Origin of the sequence: Desertibacillus haloalkaliphilus (assembly GCF_019039105.1) — a bacterium.
In the GTDB taxonomy this organism is placed as follows: Bacteria; Bacillota; Bacilli; order Bacillales; family KJ1-10-99; genus Desertibacillus; species Desertibacillus haloalkaliphilus.
The window spans coordinates 107,928-124,423 of the sequence record NZ_JAHPIV010000005.1 but is presented as its reverse complement, the minus strand read 5'-3'; the positions used below and the strand labels follow the sequence as shown (position 1 = coordinate 124,423).

Here is a 16,496-nt window from a genome sequence, read left to right as displayed (position 1 = left end):
TTGTCCTTCAGCGGCTTCATGAAGGACATTTCTCATCCTTTTCTTGCCCGCTTTGTCCTTCATCAGCTTCATGAAGGACATCTATCAACCTTTTTTAAGTCGTTTTGTCCTTCAGTACCTGCAAGCGCCTCCATGAATGACATCTCTTTCCCGACGCCCCCCTCGGTATCCTTCAATAAAAAAAAACACCGTCCACAATGAGAGGAACAGTGCCAGCCGTATGACTACCTTTGGTCTCGGACGTACACTCTCTATTTAAATGACTTCCCAAGCTTTCCTGCATCAACCATTGCTGCTAAAACATCTGCGATACAACGTGTACCGAGCAATGCCGTTTGATCACTAACGTCGTATGGCGGAGATACTTCTACTAGTTCCATCCCACACACGCCTTCTCTAGCAACAATATCTAAAAACTCTAACCCTTCTCGTGGCAAAAAGCCACCAGGCTCCGGCCAACCAGTACCTGGGACAAAACCGGCATCAAAACTATCAATGTCTACACTCAAGTAAACAGCCTTCGCTCCCCCTTGCCAAGCCTTCTCAAGAGCTATTTCAGCAACCTTCTTAACGCCTAACCTTTCGATATCGTTAATTGAAATCGCAGTTGTATTAAATTTACGTACGTTTTGAACAGCTTCCCGCGGAACTTGCCAGCCACCAATCCCCACTTGAACTAAGTTTTCAGGTGGGGCATTCGGAATGTTCGTCGCATGGAACCACGGTGTTGTGTGCATCCGTTCATCCATATCCTTTTCTTGTAAATCTAGATGGCGGTCCATATGAATAATTCCGACTTTGCCACCCACTTGGTCTGCGATTGCTCTAAGACATGGGTAACCAATCGCATGGTCGCCTCCTAGCATGACAGGCATTGTCCCCTGTGCAAACACATGCGATACCGCCTTATAAATTTGGTCAAAGCTTTTTTCAATGTTTGCAATTGTGAACACGTCACCAACATCACACATATCTAGTGATTCTGCTAAATCGACACCCTTTTCATAGCTATAACTCGTATAGAGCTTTGAGATTCGACGCATTGCTTCCGGACCAAAACGAGCCCCTGCTCGGTATGTCGTACCAATATCAAATGGAACACCGATAAAAGCCACATCGTATTCACCTACACGTCGCACGTCTTCTAAAAATGGTGTCCTTAAAAACGTTGGTATTCCCGCATAAGCCGGGCGTGGTTCCCTTGTAAATGTCGAAATCGTCCGGTCTCCAATTGACGGGGCCGCTTCTAACCCATACTCTAATGATCGTTGCAGAATTTTCTGATGCTCGACTTCAGGGATTTTTGCTTCTTTTTCAGCATGTTCGATCCCAAGTAGATCCGTGTTTCGTTCACTTTCTAATGCTTTCTTCTTCCTGAAGCTTAAGCCGTGGTTGTCAAAAAAGCCCACCATTTCACCTCCATGATTGTTTTTTCTTAGCTAATGGTTTTGTGAAAATTATTCCATTACTGCAACCCCTTTTATACCTATTCAACCGATCGCCCATCATTCCAAAAATCTACAAAATATAAACAAGCTCGATTTTTTATGTTAAGAAAAATTATTTTTGGGTGTCTTCTACTTGCTCACGTTCTAACGGCCAGACAGTTGTTTTATTGTTCAACTTTTCGGTCTGAATAAAACGTTGCAAATGAATAACTAACAACCCCTTACGATAAGTCACATCGACTTGATCATCCCGAACTGTAAAAGGCAGTTCAATGGTTCGACTCATTGTTCCTTGAGGGATTTCTTCATGAAGTAAACGGCGATCTCCATCGTCGATAGAAATGTCACCACGCACTTCTAACCTTTTGTTGTTCACGTAAATGTCCACATCGGTTAGTTTTAGCCCTGGCAACTGTACAGCGCAAATCAGCTGTTGACCACGCTCGTAAATATTTGCACGTATCCCGCGACTATAATCTGAGAATAACTCCTGAAACTCTGAAAAAAAGTCATCTCCTAAAACATCTGAAATTGAGCCTTTCCAATTGTTCATGTAGCGTTTCTTCCTTTCCCTCCTTTGTTTTATTATTAATCTATGTTTATGAGTCCAATGAGTAGGCGGTGCCTGGTTACCATTCGTCACTTTTTAACTTTCCGAAGATAACGACATCCTCATATCCCTGATCTAAACGATAATATTGACGCAAGATACCCTCTTTCTTGAAATTGTAATTTTTCAATAGCCTTAGAACCGCTTTGTTCTTCGTCAATGTATAGGCATGAATTTTATTAAGTTGGAGATGATTAAATCCATACTCAATAAGCTTTGGTAGCAATTCAGTTGCGTACCCTTTCCGCCAATATTTACTTGAGATGTTTCCACCGATTTCCGCATGTTGAGAGTGCCGGTCCCAATTGCGAAACCCGCAAGTTCCAATCAAATCACCCGTTTGTTTTTGGACGATGGCCCAACGAATCGATCCATCATCAACATATGGATTTTGAATTTGAGCGATAAACTGTTCTGTCTCCTCTAAACTTTGAAAACCACTACTATTATCAAATTGCATCACGTTAGGGTCTGAATACAAAGCGTAAATCTCCTCTTTATCACTCATTTCGATATCTCTTACCATTAGTCGCTTCGTTTCAAAATTAATTGAATTTGGAACACCAAACATCACGATTCACATCCTTACTAAAAGTTAAAAAGAAGTGCCTCATACTAGCCGACTGACTAAATACCCGAATGCAGGAGTTTATTCTGACGATCGTCGTCCCAAAATTACTTTAGGGGTACCTCGAAAGGAATAATCCTTCCGAAGCACCCCTTCCAATCAACCCCTACCAAATAAACGGACGTGGTAAAAACGCCAGTGTTGCTATCGACCCAAGGCCGATCCCGATTAGCGCACCAGCTGCAAACCCTGGACCCCAAAAGAATGTGCCATAACCACCAGGTCCACCTGGTGGAGGGGGTGCTGCACCATCAAGCGGACGAAGATAAACTGTTCGGTAGTCAACTCTTTCGATATGACCACGGTAAACTTTCCCACGGACATCTTTAATCTCGACTGCTCTGCCAACGTTTTTATGACATAGGTCATAATAATGACTTACAGACATTATTTCTCCTCCTCACCTTCAAAAATAGTAATGAAAGCCGTTCGTTCTCTAACCGCTTTCACTGCTTCTTTACTAGCTTACGGTCGTTGTCCGCAATCTGTTTGGACATCTATAACCCTTTTAAACATCTATCCGTAAATTTAGGCGGTGACTGATTCGATCCCCAAGTATGAACAACTAGTTATTTAACCGTTTCATCCTTTCCTAGAAGCCATACTGTATAGTAGTGTCACTTTTAAAATATGAGGAGGTTTTTTATGTTTCCTGCAAATCAACAATCACAACGGTTTCCATTTCAAGGAAATCAGCCGATGAGGTTTGACCCAATGGGATTTAACCCCTTCGACTATCATAATCAAACGTTTCAGGAAGACGATCCATTCCGTAGAGATTTTTTTATGCCACAGCAGCCACCGCAACACCAAGGACAACCGTTCCAGGACCAAGGGTTCCAAGGGCATGGATTAGGGGCCCCTCGCCAAAGGCGAATGCCTTCATTGCTTACTGATGCAAACGGGAACATTGATTTCAACAAAATCGGCAATGGTGTCCAAAGTGCATTAGGAATTGCAAGCCAAGTGGCTCCAATGATGAAAATGTTTGGTGGTTTCTTCAGGTAACACGTTAGAATGAAGTAACTCTTAAGTAGTCATGGTATCCATCCCACTACTTAAGAGTTTTTTTGTTGTTTATTCAATTGGGGCATATTGAGGCTGTACCACAAATATACATGATTCGTGTATGAAGGAGGGAACAGGGCGTGCATATTGCTGACGGTGTACTAAGCGTATCGGTGGCCGTTGCTACAACAGTAGGTGCGGTCGGCATTTTAGCCTATTCATTAAATGGTATAAAAGAAGATGAAATCCCTAAAATCAGCCTACTAACGGGTGCTTTTTTTGTGTCATCGTTAATTAACATACCCATCGGTCCCACATCCGTTCACCCTATCTTAAGTGGGTTCCTTGGTTTGGCTTTAGGTAGAAGAGCTCCTATTGGAATTTTTATTGGTTTGCTGCTACAGGCGACATTATTTCAACATGGTGGCTTAAGCACACTCGGGGCTAATACCTTATTAATGTCGCTACCCGCTTACCTTGTCTATTATCTATCTTCACTTCTAAAAAATGTTTCCTTTTTCATGAGAGGGTTTAACGCCGGTTTCACAGCCATTATAGGGGGCATTTTCCTATTGATTTCATTATTATTCCTATCAGATGCTCGTTACAATGATGGTCTTTTTTCAGTAATTAACATCGTAGCCGTTGCCTACTTGCCTTTAGCTCTACTTGAAGGAATATTAACCGGTTTCTCAGTCAAATATTTGTACACGGTCCGCCCAACATTTTTCGAACAAAAATGAAAGCTTACCTCAGCTATCGGAGTTGATGAAGATGAAAAGAAAATTTTTCCTTGTCCTCTTCTTTTTCTCGTTTATTGCCGCTTCTTTATTGTTCTTTAACAACGAACACATCGCTTTTGCACACCGAATGGTCGTTGATGTCGAGAGTAATCATGTTCATGTCCGCTATGATGATGGCACAAACGCACCGTTAGCAGTTGTAACTGGATATAACGAAGAGAACCGTCTACTTTTTGAAGGGGAAGTTAATAAAAATGGACAGTACATGTTTGACGAAAACCTCGACGTCAATTATGTGATGGCTGATGATGGGCTTGGTCACCGTGCTGCGTGGAGAAAAACAGAAACGAACAGCTCATTATCAGCTGTTCCGGTTTCCATTCGCGCACTTCTAGGTGTATCGATTTTATTTTTTATCGCTTGTTTCTTTCTATATCGCAAAAGTCCGTCAACAACCAGTACGTAAGTAAGGAGTGGTCGCTTGTGAAAAAGAAATTGAACCTTCGTATCTTTGTGCTCGTCATGATTTTCTTGTTTACTTTGGTCCCCAAAGGATTTGCCCACGAGCTGTTCATTGTTGTCGATGAAGAAGTTGGTAGCGAAGAACTTGAAGTTGATGTCCTTTGGGGACATTTAAGAGATTTTGTTGATAATACTGACTTAGAGGACTACCAGTTACATGTTAAGCATCCTAATGGAAAGATCGAGTCACTAGAGTTGGAGGCCGTCGGTGTGCATGCGAGATCATTTGTTTCTCCACCTGAAGAAGGGTCTTATGTCTTTTGGGCAACTCGAACACCAAGACCTTACTCACCTGATGATGAAACAACCATCCTAAGTAATCACATGGCAAAAACAATTTATCAAGTCGGAGAAGGTAATGGATCCCCCTCTATAACTGAAAACCTTACACTAGAAATCAATCCCGAAGTTGACTTGACTTCATTTACAACCGGTACATTCACAGCCCAAGTTATGTATGACGGAGAGGTAGCTGCCAATGCCATTGTTAGTGCATACGGCCCAAGCGGAGAAATTCTAGAAGAAACGACTGATGAAGACGGTATGTTTTTATTTGAAATTGAAACCGAGGGTCAATGGCTTTTCAAAGCCACTGTTGACATGGACGAAGCTGGAGAAGTAAACGGCGAAGAATATGAAAGTATTAGCAACACAACAACCTTAATCATCGATAATACATCAGGTGGTGAAGCTCAACTAAACATTGACCAACCGCCCTATACGCTGACATTTATTACTTTATTTATTGGTTTACTGTTAGGTTCAGCGATAACGATGTTAGTAGCAATGAGAAAGAGAAACCACTAAGTTCGATTTACGCTTCGGCTCATCAGCCCAATAAAACTGCTTGAGCCAAAATCAACACTGCTCTTTTAGAAGGTAGGTGAGTTCGTGATGCAAGCAGACCAAAGCGAATTTGCAGGAATTGCTCGGTGGGCCCTAGCTTGGGAGTCTCGTGCAAAACTGATTGCAGCGATTGTGTTTATCTTTGGAGTGATCAGCCTACAAACAACACCAATTGCCCTACTGGCTTATGGAATCTCTCTCGTTACGACAATGGCTATTGGTATTTCATTGATCACATTACTAAAACGCTATTTACTGATCGCCCCATTTGTACTACTAATGACGATTCCACTTGTTATCGGAGGAGGGTTCCCAATTGATCCTGATCGAGTCGAATTTGCTAGCTTAATCATTCTAAAAGCGATCACTTCAATGACCGTGATCACGATCATATTAGAAACACAAACTGTCGAACAATTTATGACTAGCCTAGCCGATCTAAAAGTACCACCAGTCATGATCACTGTCCTGCTTCTCTCCTATCGTTATGTGTATCTATTCCTCGATGATATCCAAAAAATGCAGCTCGCCTTAAAGACACGTTTTTTTAATGGTGGGATCTCGATAAAAAAATTAAAAGTCTATGGACAGTTGACAGGATGCTTGCTAATTAAGTCACTTGATCGTTCAGAAAAAGTATTTCAAGCCATGCAAGCCCGAGGATTTAATGGGATCTTGCGCTTTGAAAAATCAAGAAACCTTGATAAATTTGATTTTTTAAAATCAACACTTGTCTTAATATCAATGATCTTGTTGCTATTCATTGAACAAACATATATGAAGTAGTCACTTAAGGGCCAACTGAGGAGTAAGCCTACTCCACCGCCCCGTCTTCACCGTTAGCACACTCTGTACCCTTTTCTACCAAAAAAGAGCTATGGAGCGAACCCCATAACTCTTTTTCCACTTCTATTCTGTTAAAAAGGCAAAGTATGCAATGAATACAAAGAATAATACATACATGATCGGATGAACGTCTTTGCCTTTTCCTTTACAAATCATCGTAATCGGATACATCACAAATCCTAGTGCAATCCCTGTAGCAATGCTGTACGTAAGTGGCATCGCTACAACTGTAAAGAAGGCAGGAACGGCAATTTCAAACTTGTTCCATTCAATTAAGCTTAGCGATGAAGCCATTAAAACACCGACAATAATGAGAGCTGCTGCTGTTACCTCTGCTGTCACAACTGTTAATAACGGAGAGAAAAAGAGAGCAACTAAGAATAACGCCGCTGTAACCACTGATGTAAATCCAGTACGACCACCTGCAGCAACACCAGCCGATGACTCAACATATGCGGTAGTCGTCGATGTACCCAAGATGGCACCAATTGAACTCGCAGAAGAGTCAGCTAGTAAAGCCTTGCTCGCACGCGGTAATTTATTATCTTTTACAAAACCGGCCTGATTTGCAACCGCATATAACGTTCCTGCAGTATCAAAAAAGTCTACAAATAAGAATGTTAGAACAACGACTAATAACTGAACGGTAAAAATTTGATCCCAAGAAATGTTCGTAAATGCCACACCGAATGTTGGCTCTAGACTCGGAATTGAACCGACAATTGCTGTTGGCATTGGCGCTAACCCTGTAATCACACCAACAATTGCTGTGACTACCATTCCATAGAAAATGCCACCTTTCAATCCTCGAACCATAAAAATGACGGTAAGAACAACACCGAACACAGCTAACAATGTCGGACCTGCTGTCATGTCCCCTAATGCTACCGCCGTTGCCTCATCTGCAACAACAATACCAGCATTTTTTAATCCAATAAAAGCGATAAATAGGCCGATCCCCGAAGCCGCTGCATATTTCAATTCAGCTGGAATCGCATTTATAATCAATTCACGAATTTTTAGGAGTGTAATTAAAATAAAAATAATACCTGAAATAAATACACCGAATAAAGCTACTTCCCAATCAATCCCCATACCGATAACCACAGAATATGCAAAGAACGCATTTAATCCCATACCTGGCGCCAATGCAATCGGGTAATTCGCAAGCACACCCATGATTAACGTTCCTAGTGCTGCCGCTAAAGCCGTCGCCGTAAAGACAGCTCCCGTATCCATCCCAGCATCAGCAAGGATAAGCGGATTAACAAATAAAATGTACGCCATTGACAAAAATGTCGTTAAGCCCGCAATCGACTCTTTACCATAGCTTGTTCCATGTTCTTTAAAACCGAAATAACGATCCATTCAACCTCTTCCTCCTCTAATTCTGTAATAATAACTTCCCAGATTTAAACAGATCCAATAAAAAAAGCTCTAGATAGAATATCTACCTAGAGCTTTAACAACAAAAAATCTGGATTCCTGACATAACGTACACAGGAAGTCAAAAGTGCCCTCCCGCCTAAATGCCAGATATATCCGATCTTCGTAGTTAAGCTATTTACGGTAGCTTGGTAGAGACTCACGGGCCATATTCCCATGATTATACGATTCGAATGACTATCATGTTGACTCTTACATCTTAACAGGAGGATTCAGTTGTGTCAATAAAAAGACGAACATTTAAAACAAAAATAATTTCATCATTCGTTTATTCCCACTCGATCGTTGCTGGTGGCTTAGACGTAATATCATAAACGACTCGGTTTACGTTCTTTACTTCATTAACGATTCTTGTAGAAATGACTTCTAGCACATCATACGGAATTCTTGCCCAGTCTGATGTCATTCCATCAATTGATGTGACTGCACGAATTCCTACTGTATAGTCATAGGTTCTTGCGTCACCCATCACACCAACACTTCTCATATCAGGTAGGGCTGTGAAGTATTGCCAAATCTCGCGATCAAGACCTGCTTTTTTAATCTCATCACGTAAGATCGCATCTGATTCCCGAACAATCTCTAACTTGTCATCTGTAATTTCACCAAGAACACGAATACCTAATCCTGGTCCTGGGAATGGTTGGCGCCAAACGATTTCATCTGAAATACCTAACTCCGTACCTAACTTTCGGACTTCATCTTTAAATAATGCATTTAGTGGCTCAATCAACTCAAACTTCATATCTTCAGGAAGTCCACCAACATTATGGTGCGATTTAATCGTTTGCGCCGTATCTGTACCACTCTCGATAATATCTGTATATAATGTTCCTTGTGCCAAGAAGTCCATATCTTTTAATACGCTTGCTTGCTCTTCAAATACGTAAATAAATTCATTACCGATAATTTTACGCTTCTGCTCTGGATCTGAAACCCCTTGTAACTTTCCTAAGAAGCGGTCTTTTGCATCAATTTTAATAACATTCATATTAAAACCTTCGCTGAACGTCTCCATTACGCTTTCGGCTTCACCTTTACGTAATAAGCCATGGTCAATAAACATACAAGTTAACTGATCACCAATCGCTTTATGAATCAGGACAGCAACAACTGATGAATCAACACCACCGCTCAATGCACATAGAACTTGACGATCGCCTACTGTTTTTCTAATTTTTTCAATTTCAATCTCGATGAAGTTCTCCATCGACCACTTTCCTTCACATTCACACACTTTAAAAGCAAAGTTCTCTAACAGTTCGTTGCCGTATTGTGAATGGCGAACCTCAGGGTGGAATTGGACACCGTATAGTCCGCGAGACTCATCGCTCATAGCGGCTACCGGACAAGAAGGATTTGTCGCATCAACGGTAAACCCTTCTGGCGGTGCAACGATTAAGTCACCATGGCTCATCCAAACGGATTGTTCAAGTGGTAACCCTTCGAAAAGTTTTGATTGGTTTTCAACCTTAATCATTGCTTTTCCATATTCGCGATGGTCTGCCGCATCAACTTTTCCACCAAAATGCTGTGTCATTAATTGAACACCATAACAAATCCCTAAAATCGGAATGCCTAAGTCGAAAATCGCCTCATCACATTGTGGTGCCCCTTCAACATAGGCACTGTTTGGTCCACCAGAAAAAATAATTCCTTTTGGATTCATTTTTTTGATTTCCTCAGCAGAAAGCGTATTAGGGTGTAGTTCACTATAGACGCCTAGGTCACGAATTCTTCGAGTAATCAACTGGTTGTATTGCCCACCGAAATCAAGTACTACAATCATTTCATTGATGTTTTCCATTTTTCCATCCATCCTCTGCGATTATTATGGTACTAACGATATGAAAAAAGCTAGACTCGCCCACTTGATCTAAAGGCAGAATTCTAGCTTAATCTCAGCAACCCCGCCTTCATAGTCAGGTCATTTACGGTAACCTGGTAGAAACTCTTAGACCATATTTCTAAGTGTATATGAAGGAGTATACAAAATATAGGAACAAATCCGAATAAACATGGACTTATTTTATCAACCGCACAGTCAAATGGTCAAGATCCGATTTTTTTAATCAAATTCCTCCACGTTGTGCGTTTATTCGACCATTCTTGCGTTGCTGGCTTACCACCGTAATATATTTTTTCATAAACGACTGTCAAATCTGTCATTGCATCCGTCGCAAACAATCGATCGACTCTTGACGCAAACTCTCTCAACGTCTCTTCGTTACGTTTTGACACTCCCGACATTGACAAAAGCCATAATAGCTTTTGATAAGCATCGACAAAAGCATCTTCATCGTGGCGTTTTTTCATACGATAAAGGACATAGACACTGCCGAGTTGGCGCCTTTTTACAACGACTACTGTTAACAGGACGATGGTCAAAGCTATAACCGACGCAAACACAAATAGACGATACCAACTTGTCTCGCTCCGCTCATCTTCCTGTTTTTCCTCGATCGCGGCAAAGGCCTCTTCGGCTTCTTGCTCATCCTCTAAAGATGTAAGCTCGGATTCGTCGCTAGAACGTTCTTCATCATCAAGTACGAACTCAAAAGGATTCCCGAACCCACTCGTTGGCTCAAACGGAACCCAGCCAACCCCAGGAAAGAAGACTTCAACCCAAGAGTGTGCGTTAGCATTTGTCACTTCATAGACCCGCCTTCCTTGTTCAGCCCAATCAACGACTTCACCTTCTGTAAATCCTTTGACCCAGCGAGCTGGAATGTCGACAGCGCGTAACAAGACAACCATCGATGTTGAGAAGTTATCACAATACCCTTGTCTTGTTTCAAAAAGAAATTGATCAACGTAATCTTGGTCTGGATCCGGTACAGCGACATCCATCGTTTCATATGTAAAGCCTTCTTCCGCAAAATAGCGTTCAACCGCCCTAGCTTTATCATAACGGTTATCGTACTCCGAAACAATCTCTTCTGCTAAATGAACGACACGCTCTGGCAATTCATCAGGAAGTTGCAAATAGCGCTCGATCTCTGGGAAATCATCGATACGTCCATCGCTTGCTCGTAGCAACTCTACTTCAAACTGTGGCGACTCGTACTGAATGTCATATTGGTCAATTGCGCTACGTTCACCACGAATGTATGAATCAGCTCGTCCTGTATGAACATCAACAGCGACATGATAGAGAGGATCATCTTCAAATGCACGTAACAGCTGACCTGGATAAAACAGATGTGTGAAACGTTGGGTTTTGGCGACTGTAACCGTTGCCTCGTGTTCAACGTAACCCGTTTGAGAATAGAGATAAGCCCCTCCAGCTTCGATTCCTGGAGTTGTTGTCCTCCATCCTTTACCTGTATAAAAATCCTTCGATTCCCCGCGCCAGTAGTGTCCTTCCTCAGCTTCAACATACAGCACAGGGCTTTCATCATAGATAAAGCCGCCACCGAGCTGTTCATCATTGTCGCCATAACCAATTCGCTGAGTACCTCCTACACCATCACCAAGTCCATCCCCACCAAAGGCCTGTTGAAAAGCCGGAACTGGATCTGCCCACTGCGGTTCATATTTTGGTGCACTGATGGCAAACAAGGCAGCTACGGTAACAACACAAGCGAGCACAAACACCCATGCTCCCGATCCAACACCTCGTCTTCCTATGACTCGGTTGAAAGCTAGTAGTCTATTTTTTTGAAGGATACCTAATAAAAGAAAGCCGATGATAAACGTGCGAATCATCGCAAATGTAGCGTCATACTCAGTGAACGTATCAAGCACCGCTATGTAACTAACTGTAAATAGTAAAAAGAATAGAATTCGCTTTGCATAGACAATCCAGTAAAATAGCAGATAGCTGATGATCGCTAGCAGGATAAAAAACAATAAACTTCTAAATAAATCTGATAGATGATACCAATTTCCGCTAGCAAGCATCATCATATTTTCGGCTATATCGATGCCAAGGAAAACCAACCACTCACTAGTAAATAACGGCGGGTTGAAGTACAGCAAATGCAAACCAACTAGCATCGCAATAAATTGCAGTGGCACGGAGATCCAATAGCGTAATTGCAAAAATGTCACGATAAACGAAAAGGCGATAAACAGGATGAACACATGAATGTTTCCTGTATCACTAAACACCGGCAGCGGTAACAGCCATTCCCACAAGAGAAGAAAACCTAAACCATAGGCAAAGAAATATCGACGGATCTGCACATTTTTATTCGTTATCATCTCTCATGTTCACCTACTTTCAGTTATCTCCTCATTCATCAGCCATGTCGTACAGACTCTCAGAAACGACATAATGGAGGATCCCTTTTTGCCATAAATGACTTCTCACTTGGTGTTGCTGCTCTTCTTCATCTTCTTTCATAAAAAAGAAAACAACGTGATCATCCGGCTTAAATAATGGCTGCAACCGCGCAATGGTTTCCATATTTAATACCGCACTAATAACAATAAACGTTTCATTAGGCGAAGAACGTTTGAGATGCGCGGTCATTGCTTGGTGTTGGAGCTTAACCTTTGCTAACCGCTTAAAAATCGCCCGGTAATGATTCATACCACGGTCTGTTGGTAGAGAACTGTATGGGTCATTAATCATCTCAAACCCTAATGGTCGCTTCCGTTTCATATAGTGATCCGTTACCGATGCAACAAACTCAACGACTCGTTCAAAAAGCATTTCATGACTACAAAAAGTATCGAGCACTACTGTATAGCCTTCACCTTTGACCGAATCGAACTCTTTGGTCATTAATTCATCTTTTCGAGCCGATACTTTCCAATCAATGCTTGCTAAGCGGTCACCAGGAACATATTCACGCACACCTGATACGACAAGCGCTTCTTCTATCCCTTCTGTTGCCGCAACCTCATTTTCTGATTGACTTGCAACAATTGACCATTTTTGTAATGGCCGGATGGTCGGGTAAACGAATACATCTGATTTCACTGTGAGCGTCTGTTTTTTTTGTACAAAACCGAAGATATCACCCGTCCGCACCTCCACTTCAGCAAATTGATATTCACCCCTATTAACAGACGTACATGTATATTGAAACGATTGCTCCTGTTTAAATGAAAAGAACGAGACGGCGCTCGCTTGGCTTTGATCGGCTTCTTTCATCATCGCTGGTGGTAAAACATCACGAACAGTCACATACAAATAAGGTAGGTGTTTCTTCCGCGTGACTGTAACCGTGACCTCCATGTCTTCCCCAGCCATAAACGTATCCTTATTCACCTTCCGCTCAATCGAAATGCTCCGTAATGGAAAAAATAAGGAGGCGATCGAAGTAACCATTACGAAGAGAAAACTATAAAACAAAAACCAACTAACAAAGCCCCCCTGAAACATTGCATAAGCAAATGAAGCAACCAACAACAAGAACAAAAAGATCCCCCTTGCCAATGCGATCACGATTGCGAACATCTTTTTCATCTTCGAATCGTTTCCTTGCCTGCAACCGGCACCTTCACCTGATTGAGAATCTCAGCGATAATGTCTTCAGCACGGACATCAGATAGGCTTATATCATTTCTTACAATCATCCGGTGCGCTAATGTATATGTAGCGAGTTCTTTTATATCATCAGGCAACACAAAATCTCTTCCGCGCAGATAAGCATAGGCCTGTGCAGCTTTCATTAACGCAATCGAGCCACGCGGACTAACACCTAGGTGAACATCGTTATGGCTTCTCGTTTTGTTCACAATCGCAACAAGATACGACTTAATAGAATCATCGACATAGACTTTTTTGACCTCTTCTTGCATGGCCCGCAATTGCTCTAACGTTAATACCGGCGTAATCGCCTCTATCGGATGCTCACCTTGCACACGTTTCAACACCTCTAGCTCTTCAGCTTCTGACGGATACCCAAGTTTCAGTTTAAAAAGAAACCGATCCAACTGCGCTTCGGGTAATGGATACGTTCCACCATATTCAATTGGGTTTTGTGTCGCCATCACAAAAAAAGGCTTCGGTAACAATCTCGTGTCACCATCAACGGTCACACTTCCTTCTTCTAACGCTTCTAATAAGGCCGCTTGTGTTTTAGGAGATGTGCGGTTAATTTCATCCGCTAAAACAATATTAGCCATCACCGGTCCAGGACGAAATTCAAAACTCATCGTCTTTTGATTAAAAATAGACACCCCGGTGACATCAGACGGTAAAAGATCAGGGGTGAATTGAATACGTTTAAAATCGGCACCTACAGCTTTAGCAATTGCCCGCACCATCATCGTTTTTCCGACCCCAGGTACATCTTCTAATAAGATATGCCCATCAGCCAAAAGGGCAACGAGGCTTAATTCAACTTCTCTCGTTTTACCAACAACAGCTTTTTCAATACTTGTAATCACATTCTCTAATTGAACACGGCCGTTCTCCATCATCCCACCCCTTCCAAACTTAAATATTCCTCTTATCATTCTGTTACCATCTATGATAACACTGTTTGATTACACACGCTTTACAGACCTACTACCAAGCACAGGATAAAACCATACACATTTTCCCATAAAGGAAGAAGGGGCTTCCCTAAAGCAGGCAGGAAACATGACAAATTCCCCAACCTTGAATCGTAGCTCCTCTAAAAAAAGAAAACATGTATAAAATCGAGCGAAACCCCAAACGGTGCGAACCGTTTGCGACGACGGCAGTCGGCGTAGTGGAGACAATGAAGAGTACGTTGAAAGCCGGTTTTGCTTTCAAAAGAACTAGTAATTGTAACCACGGTAAGGGTTAAGCGGTTAGCCAAACCATGGAGGGTGGATATATAAGTAATAGTCACCTCAGAATGACAAAACGAGGTGAACCATCACTTATAGGAGAGCCCCTTAGTTTATCGATTTGCTATCTCACGAAAATGTACAATACGATCACTAACTGTATTTAATAAATGCTTGTTGTGGCTAATCGATATAACGCCAATGTTTCGTTGCTTTGCAAGGTAAAGAATAGCATGCCAAATTTGCGCTTGTGTAATGGCATCTAACATCGTCGTCATTTCATCGGCAATTAAATACCGTGTCGTAGGGCCAAGCGCACGAGCGATACAAATTCGTTGCAACTCTCCACCTGATAGTTCATTCGGCCACCGATTCAACCATTCTCTTTTGATTTCCAATAACTGAAGAAGTTCTTCATCATAATCAACGCCTTCCTTTAGCGTAGACTCAAGTCGCCATCTAGGGTTAACAGCCTTTTCTGGGTGTTGCCATACTAACTGAACAGGATGTACTTCGTCCTCAAATCGTCGAGTATGCCCATCGACTGTCACACGACCTTCTAATGGTGAAAGATACCCCGCAATGATCTTAGCAAACGTTGTTTTCCCCGTCCCGCTCGGTCCGGATAGCCCTATGATTTCTCCTGGTTGAACCGTTACATCGACATTCCTCATTAGCCACTCACGTTTGCGATAACGATAACTGACTCCCTTTACTTCAAGCATGAAAACACCTCACCGTACCACCATTAACTTCTTTTGATAATGGTTGTTCATCCATGCAAATCGGAGTTGCCCACGGACACCTTGGTTGAAAGATACAGCCTTGGGATGATTGCTTCGTATCAGTTACCCAACCCGGAAGTGGTGTGAAGTCATTCTGCGGCAATGCATTCCATAAAGCTTTCGTATAGGGATGTCGCAATGCTTCACCCTTCCCTGCGAAGTCATTAACGTTAGCGACTTCTACCGTTTCACCAGAATACATGATGGCAACTTTATCAGCAATGGCCAATACTGTATCGATATCGTGAGTAATAATCATGACGCCTTTGCCCTCGTCAGCTACCTTCCTAATAAGGTCCATCGTTTCCTTCAGCACCTCTTCATCTAATCCAGGAGTCGGTTCGTCTGCGATCAATAACTTGGCATCACTCACCATTGTGGCGGCGACTAATACTCGCCGCGCTGTACCACCTGAGAGTTGAAAAGGATATTGGTTTTCAACCTCAGTTGCTAACCCAACTCTACGAAATACCTCACGCTGGACTGACTTCTTCGCTCTTTCTTTCACTCCTACTCTTACTTGCTTGCCTGTTTTCATTAACGGATCAAGGGCATTGATCGATTGTGGCATCAATGATATTTCATTCCCTCTTAGTTCAGTTTTTCTTTGTTGATCAAGGATTTCACCTTTATACTTGATCTCCCCTGATATCGCCGCATTCTCTGGTAGGATCCCGATAATTGCATTAGCAAGTAAGCTTTTCCCAGAACCACTCGCTCCAAAGACAGCTACGATTTCCCCCTCCGCTATGGTGAGATCGAGACCACGAATGACGTGCTGTTTCGTTTCTCTCAATCCACTTGTAATCGTATGAAAGTGAAGCGATAAATTGTTTACCTCTAACAACGGTGTTTTTTCATGCTTTTGATCTTGATTCGATATTGGCATCCACTTCTCTC

At 42.2% G+C, this 16,496-nt stretch carries 16 protein-coding genes and 2 riboswitches; of the genes, 5 read left to right on the top strand and 11 right to left on the bottom strand.

The genetic code is table 11. From position 1 onward, the window contains the following. Positions 1-251 precede the first annotated feature (251 nt). The 4 genes from KH400_RS07130 to KH400_RS07115 form a co-directional block, all read right to left on the bottom strand. Positions 252-1,412 (bottom strand): agmatinase family protein, encoded by a 1,161-nt coding sequence (locus KH400_RS07130; protein WP_246589426.1) that lies wholly within the window; start codon positions 1,410-1,412, stop codon positions 252-254. Between the two features lie 148 nt (positions 1,413-1,560). Beyond that, positions 1,561-2,001: an Hsp20/alpha crystallin family protein gene (locus tag KH400_RS07125; RefSeq protein WP_217223366.1), complete on the bottom strand. Its 441-nt coding sequence runs from the start codon at positions 1,999-2,001 to the stop codon at positions 1,561-1,563. Positions 2,002-2,077: 76 nt separating this feature from the next. Next, positions 2,078-2,629, bottom strand: coding sequence for a GNAT family N-acetyltransferase (locus tag KH400_RS07120; protein WP_246589447.1), 552 nt, complete (start codon positions 2,627-2,629; stop codon positions 2,078-2,080). Positions 2,630-2,792: 163 nt separating this feature from the next. After that, positions 2,793-3,074, bottom strand: coding sequence for a hypothetical protein (locus tag KH400_RS07115; protein WP_217223362.1), 282 nt, complete (start codon positions 3,072-3,074; stop codon positions 2,793-2,795). A gap of 257 nt (positions 3,075-3,331) precedes the next feature. Between KH400_RS07115 and KH400_RS07110 the strand changes: the two genes are divergently transcribed. The 5 genes from KH400_RS07110 (at position 3,332) to cbiQ (ending at position 6,591) form a co-directional block, all read left to right on the top strand. Continuing rightward, a complete protein-coding gene (locus tag KH400_RS07110) occupies positions 3,332-3,694 on the top strand; it encodes a YppG family protein (protein WP_217223360.1) in 363 nt (120 codons plus the stop codon). Between the two features lie 140 nt (positions 3,695-3,834). Beyond that, the gene (locus KH400_RS07105; RefSeq protein ID WP_217223357.1) at positions 3,835-4,437 is read left to right on the top strand and encodes a CbiM family transporter; all 603 of its coding nucleotides are present in this window, start codon (positions 3,835-3,837) and stop codon (positions 4,435-4,437) included. A 31-nt stretch (positions 4,438-4,468) separates the two neighbouring features. Further along, on the top strand, positions 4,469-4,903 hold the full coding sequence (locus tag KH400_RS07100) for a hypothetical protein (RefSeq protein ID WP_217223354.1): 435 nt from the start codon (positions 4,469-4,471) through the stop codon (positions 4,901-4,903). A 17-nt stretch (positions 4,904-4,920) separates the two neighbouring features. Next, on the top strand, positions 4,921-5,766 hold the full coding sequence (locus tag KH400_RS07095) for a DUF4198 domain-containing protein (protein WP_217223352.1): 846 nt from the start codon (positions 4,921-4,923) through the stop codon (positions 5,764-5,766). Positions 5,767-5,853: 87 nt separating this feature from the next. Continuing rightward, positions 5,854-6,591 (top strand): cobalt ECF transporter T component CbiQ, encoded by a 738-nt coding sequence (cbiQ, locus tag KH400_RS07090; RefSeq protein ID WP_217223350.1) that lies wholly within the window; start codon positions 5,854-5,856, stop codon positions 6,589-6,591. Positions 6,592-6,714: 123 nt separating this feature from the next. On the opposite strand, the gene KH400_RS07085 is transcribed toward cbiQ, so the two are convergent. From KH400_RS07085 to KH400_RS07055, 7 genes are all read right to left on the bottom strand, one after another. Then, positions 6,715-8,019, bottom strand: coding sequence for an NCS2 family permease (locus KH400_RS07085; RefSeq protein WP_217223349.1), 1,305 nt, complete (start codon positions 8,017-8,019; stop codon positions 6,715-6,717). Between the two features lie 164 nt (positions 8,020-8,183). After that, positions 8,184-8,285: riboswitch (purine riboswitch) on the bottom strand. Between the two features lie 80 nt (positions 8,286-8,365). Further along, positions 8,366-9,904 (bottom strand): glutamine-hydrolyzing GMP synthase, encoded by a 1,539-nt coding sequence (gene guaA / locus KH400_RS07080; protein ID WP_217223347.1) that lies wholly within the window; start codon positions 9,902-9,904, stop codon positions 8,366-8,368. A gap of 92 nt (positions 9,905-9,996) precedes the next feature. Further along, a riboswitch (purine riboswitch) is annotated at positions 9,997-10,098 on the bottom strand. Between the two features lie 51 nt (positions 10,099-10,149). Beyond that, positions 10,150-12,303: a transglutaminase TgpA family protein gene (locus KH400_RS07075; RefSeq protein ID WP_217223345.1), complete on the bottom strand. Its 2,154-nt coding sequence runs from the start codon at positions 12,301-12,303 to the stop codon at positions 10,150-10,152. Positions 12,304-12,334: 31 nt separating this feature from the next. Then, the gene (locus tag KH400_RS07070; protein ID WP_217223344.1) at positions 12,335-13,516 is read right to left on the bottom strand and encodes a DUF58 domain-containing protein; all 1,182 of its coding nucleotides are present in this window, start codon (positions 13,514-13,516) and stop codon (positions 12,335-12,337) included. Continuing rightward, complete coding sequence (locus KH400_RS07065) at positions 13,513-14,475, bottom strand: AAA family ATPase (protein WP_217223342.1); 963 nt, start codon at positions 14,473-14,475, stop codon at positions 13,513-13,515. The genes KH400_RS07070 and KH400_RS07065 overlap by 4 nt, the downstream gene beginning before the upstream one ends. A gap of 449 nt (positions 14,476-14,924) precedes the next feature. Further along, positions 14,925-15,536, bottom strand: coding sequence for an ABC transporter ATP-binding protein (locus KH400_RS07060; RefSeq protein ID WP_217223340.1), 612 nt, complete (start codon positions 15,534-15,536; stop codon positions 14,925-14,927). Then, on the bottom strand, positions 15,529-16,485 hold the full coding sequence (locus KH400_RS07055; RefSeq protein ID WP_217223338.1) for an ABC transporter ATP-binding protein: 957 nt from the start codon (positions 16,483-16,485) through the stop codon (positions 15,529-15,531). Before KH400_RS07055 ends, KH400_RS07060 begins: the two co-directional genes overlap by 8 nt. Positions 16,486-16,496 lie beyond the last annotated feature (11 nt).

Excerpts from the sequence above, each read along its gene's own strand:
- KH400_RS07075 (WP_217223345.1), bottom strand. The coding sequence starts at position 12,303 with ATGATAACGAATAAAAATGTGCAGATCCGTCGATATTTCTTTGCCTAT.
- KH400_RS07110 (WP_217223360.1), top strand. The coding sequence starts at position 3,332 with ATGTTTCCTGCAAATCAACAATCACAACGGTTTCCATTTCAAGGAAAT.
- KH400_RS07120 (WP_246589447.1), bottom strand. The coding sequence starts at position 2,629 with ATGTTTGGTGTTCCAAATTCAATTAATTTTGAAACGAAGCGACTAATG.
- KH400_RS07100 (WP_217223354.1), top strand. The coding sequence starts at position 4,469 with ATGAAAAGAAAATTTTTCCTTGTCCTCTTCTTTTTCTCGTTTATTGCC.
- KH400_RS07125 (WP_217223366.1), bottom strand. The coding sequence starts at position 2,001 with ATGAACAATTGGAAAGGCTCAATTTCAGATGTTTTAGGAGATGACTTT.
- KH400_RS07065 (WP_217223342.1), bottom strand. The coding sequence starts at position 14,475 with ATGATGGAGAACGGCCGTGTTCAATTAGAGAATGTGATTACAAGTATT.
- cbiQ (WP_217223350.1), top strand. The coding sequence starts at position 5,854 with ATGCAAGCAGACCAAAGCGAATTTGCAGGAATTGCTCGGTGGGCCCTA.
- KH400_RS07070 (WP_217223344.1), bottom strand. The coding sequence starts at position 13,516 with ATGAAAAAGATGTTCGCAATCGTGATCGCATTGGCAAGGGGGATCTTT.
- KH400_RS07055 (WP_217223338.1), bottom strand. The coding sequence starts at position 16,485 with ATGCCAATATCGAATCAAGATCAAAAGCATGAAAAAACACCGTTGTTA.
- KH400_RS07085 (WP_217223349.1), bottom strand. The coding sequence starts at position 8,019 with ATGGATCGTTATTTCGGTTTTAAAGAACATGGAACAAGCTATGGTAAA.
- KH400_RS07060 (WP_217223340.1), bottom strand. The coding sequence starts at position 15,536 with ATGCTTGAAGTAAAGGGAGTCAGTTATCGTTATCGCAAACGTGAGTGG.
- KH400_RS07130 (WP_246589426.1), bottom strand. The coding sequence starts at position 1,412 with ATGGTGGGCTTTTTTGACAACCACGGCTTAAGCTTCAGGAAGAAGAAA.
- guaA (WP_217223347.1), bottom strand. The coding sequence starts at position 9,904 with ATGGAAAACATCAATGAAATGATTGTAGTACTTGATTTCGGTGGGCAA.
- KH400_RS07115 (WP_217223362.1), bottom strand. The coding sequence starts at position 3,074 with ATGTCTGTAAGTCATTATTATGACCTATGTCATAAAAACGTTGGCAGA.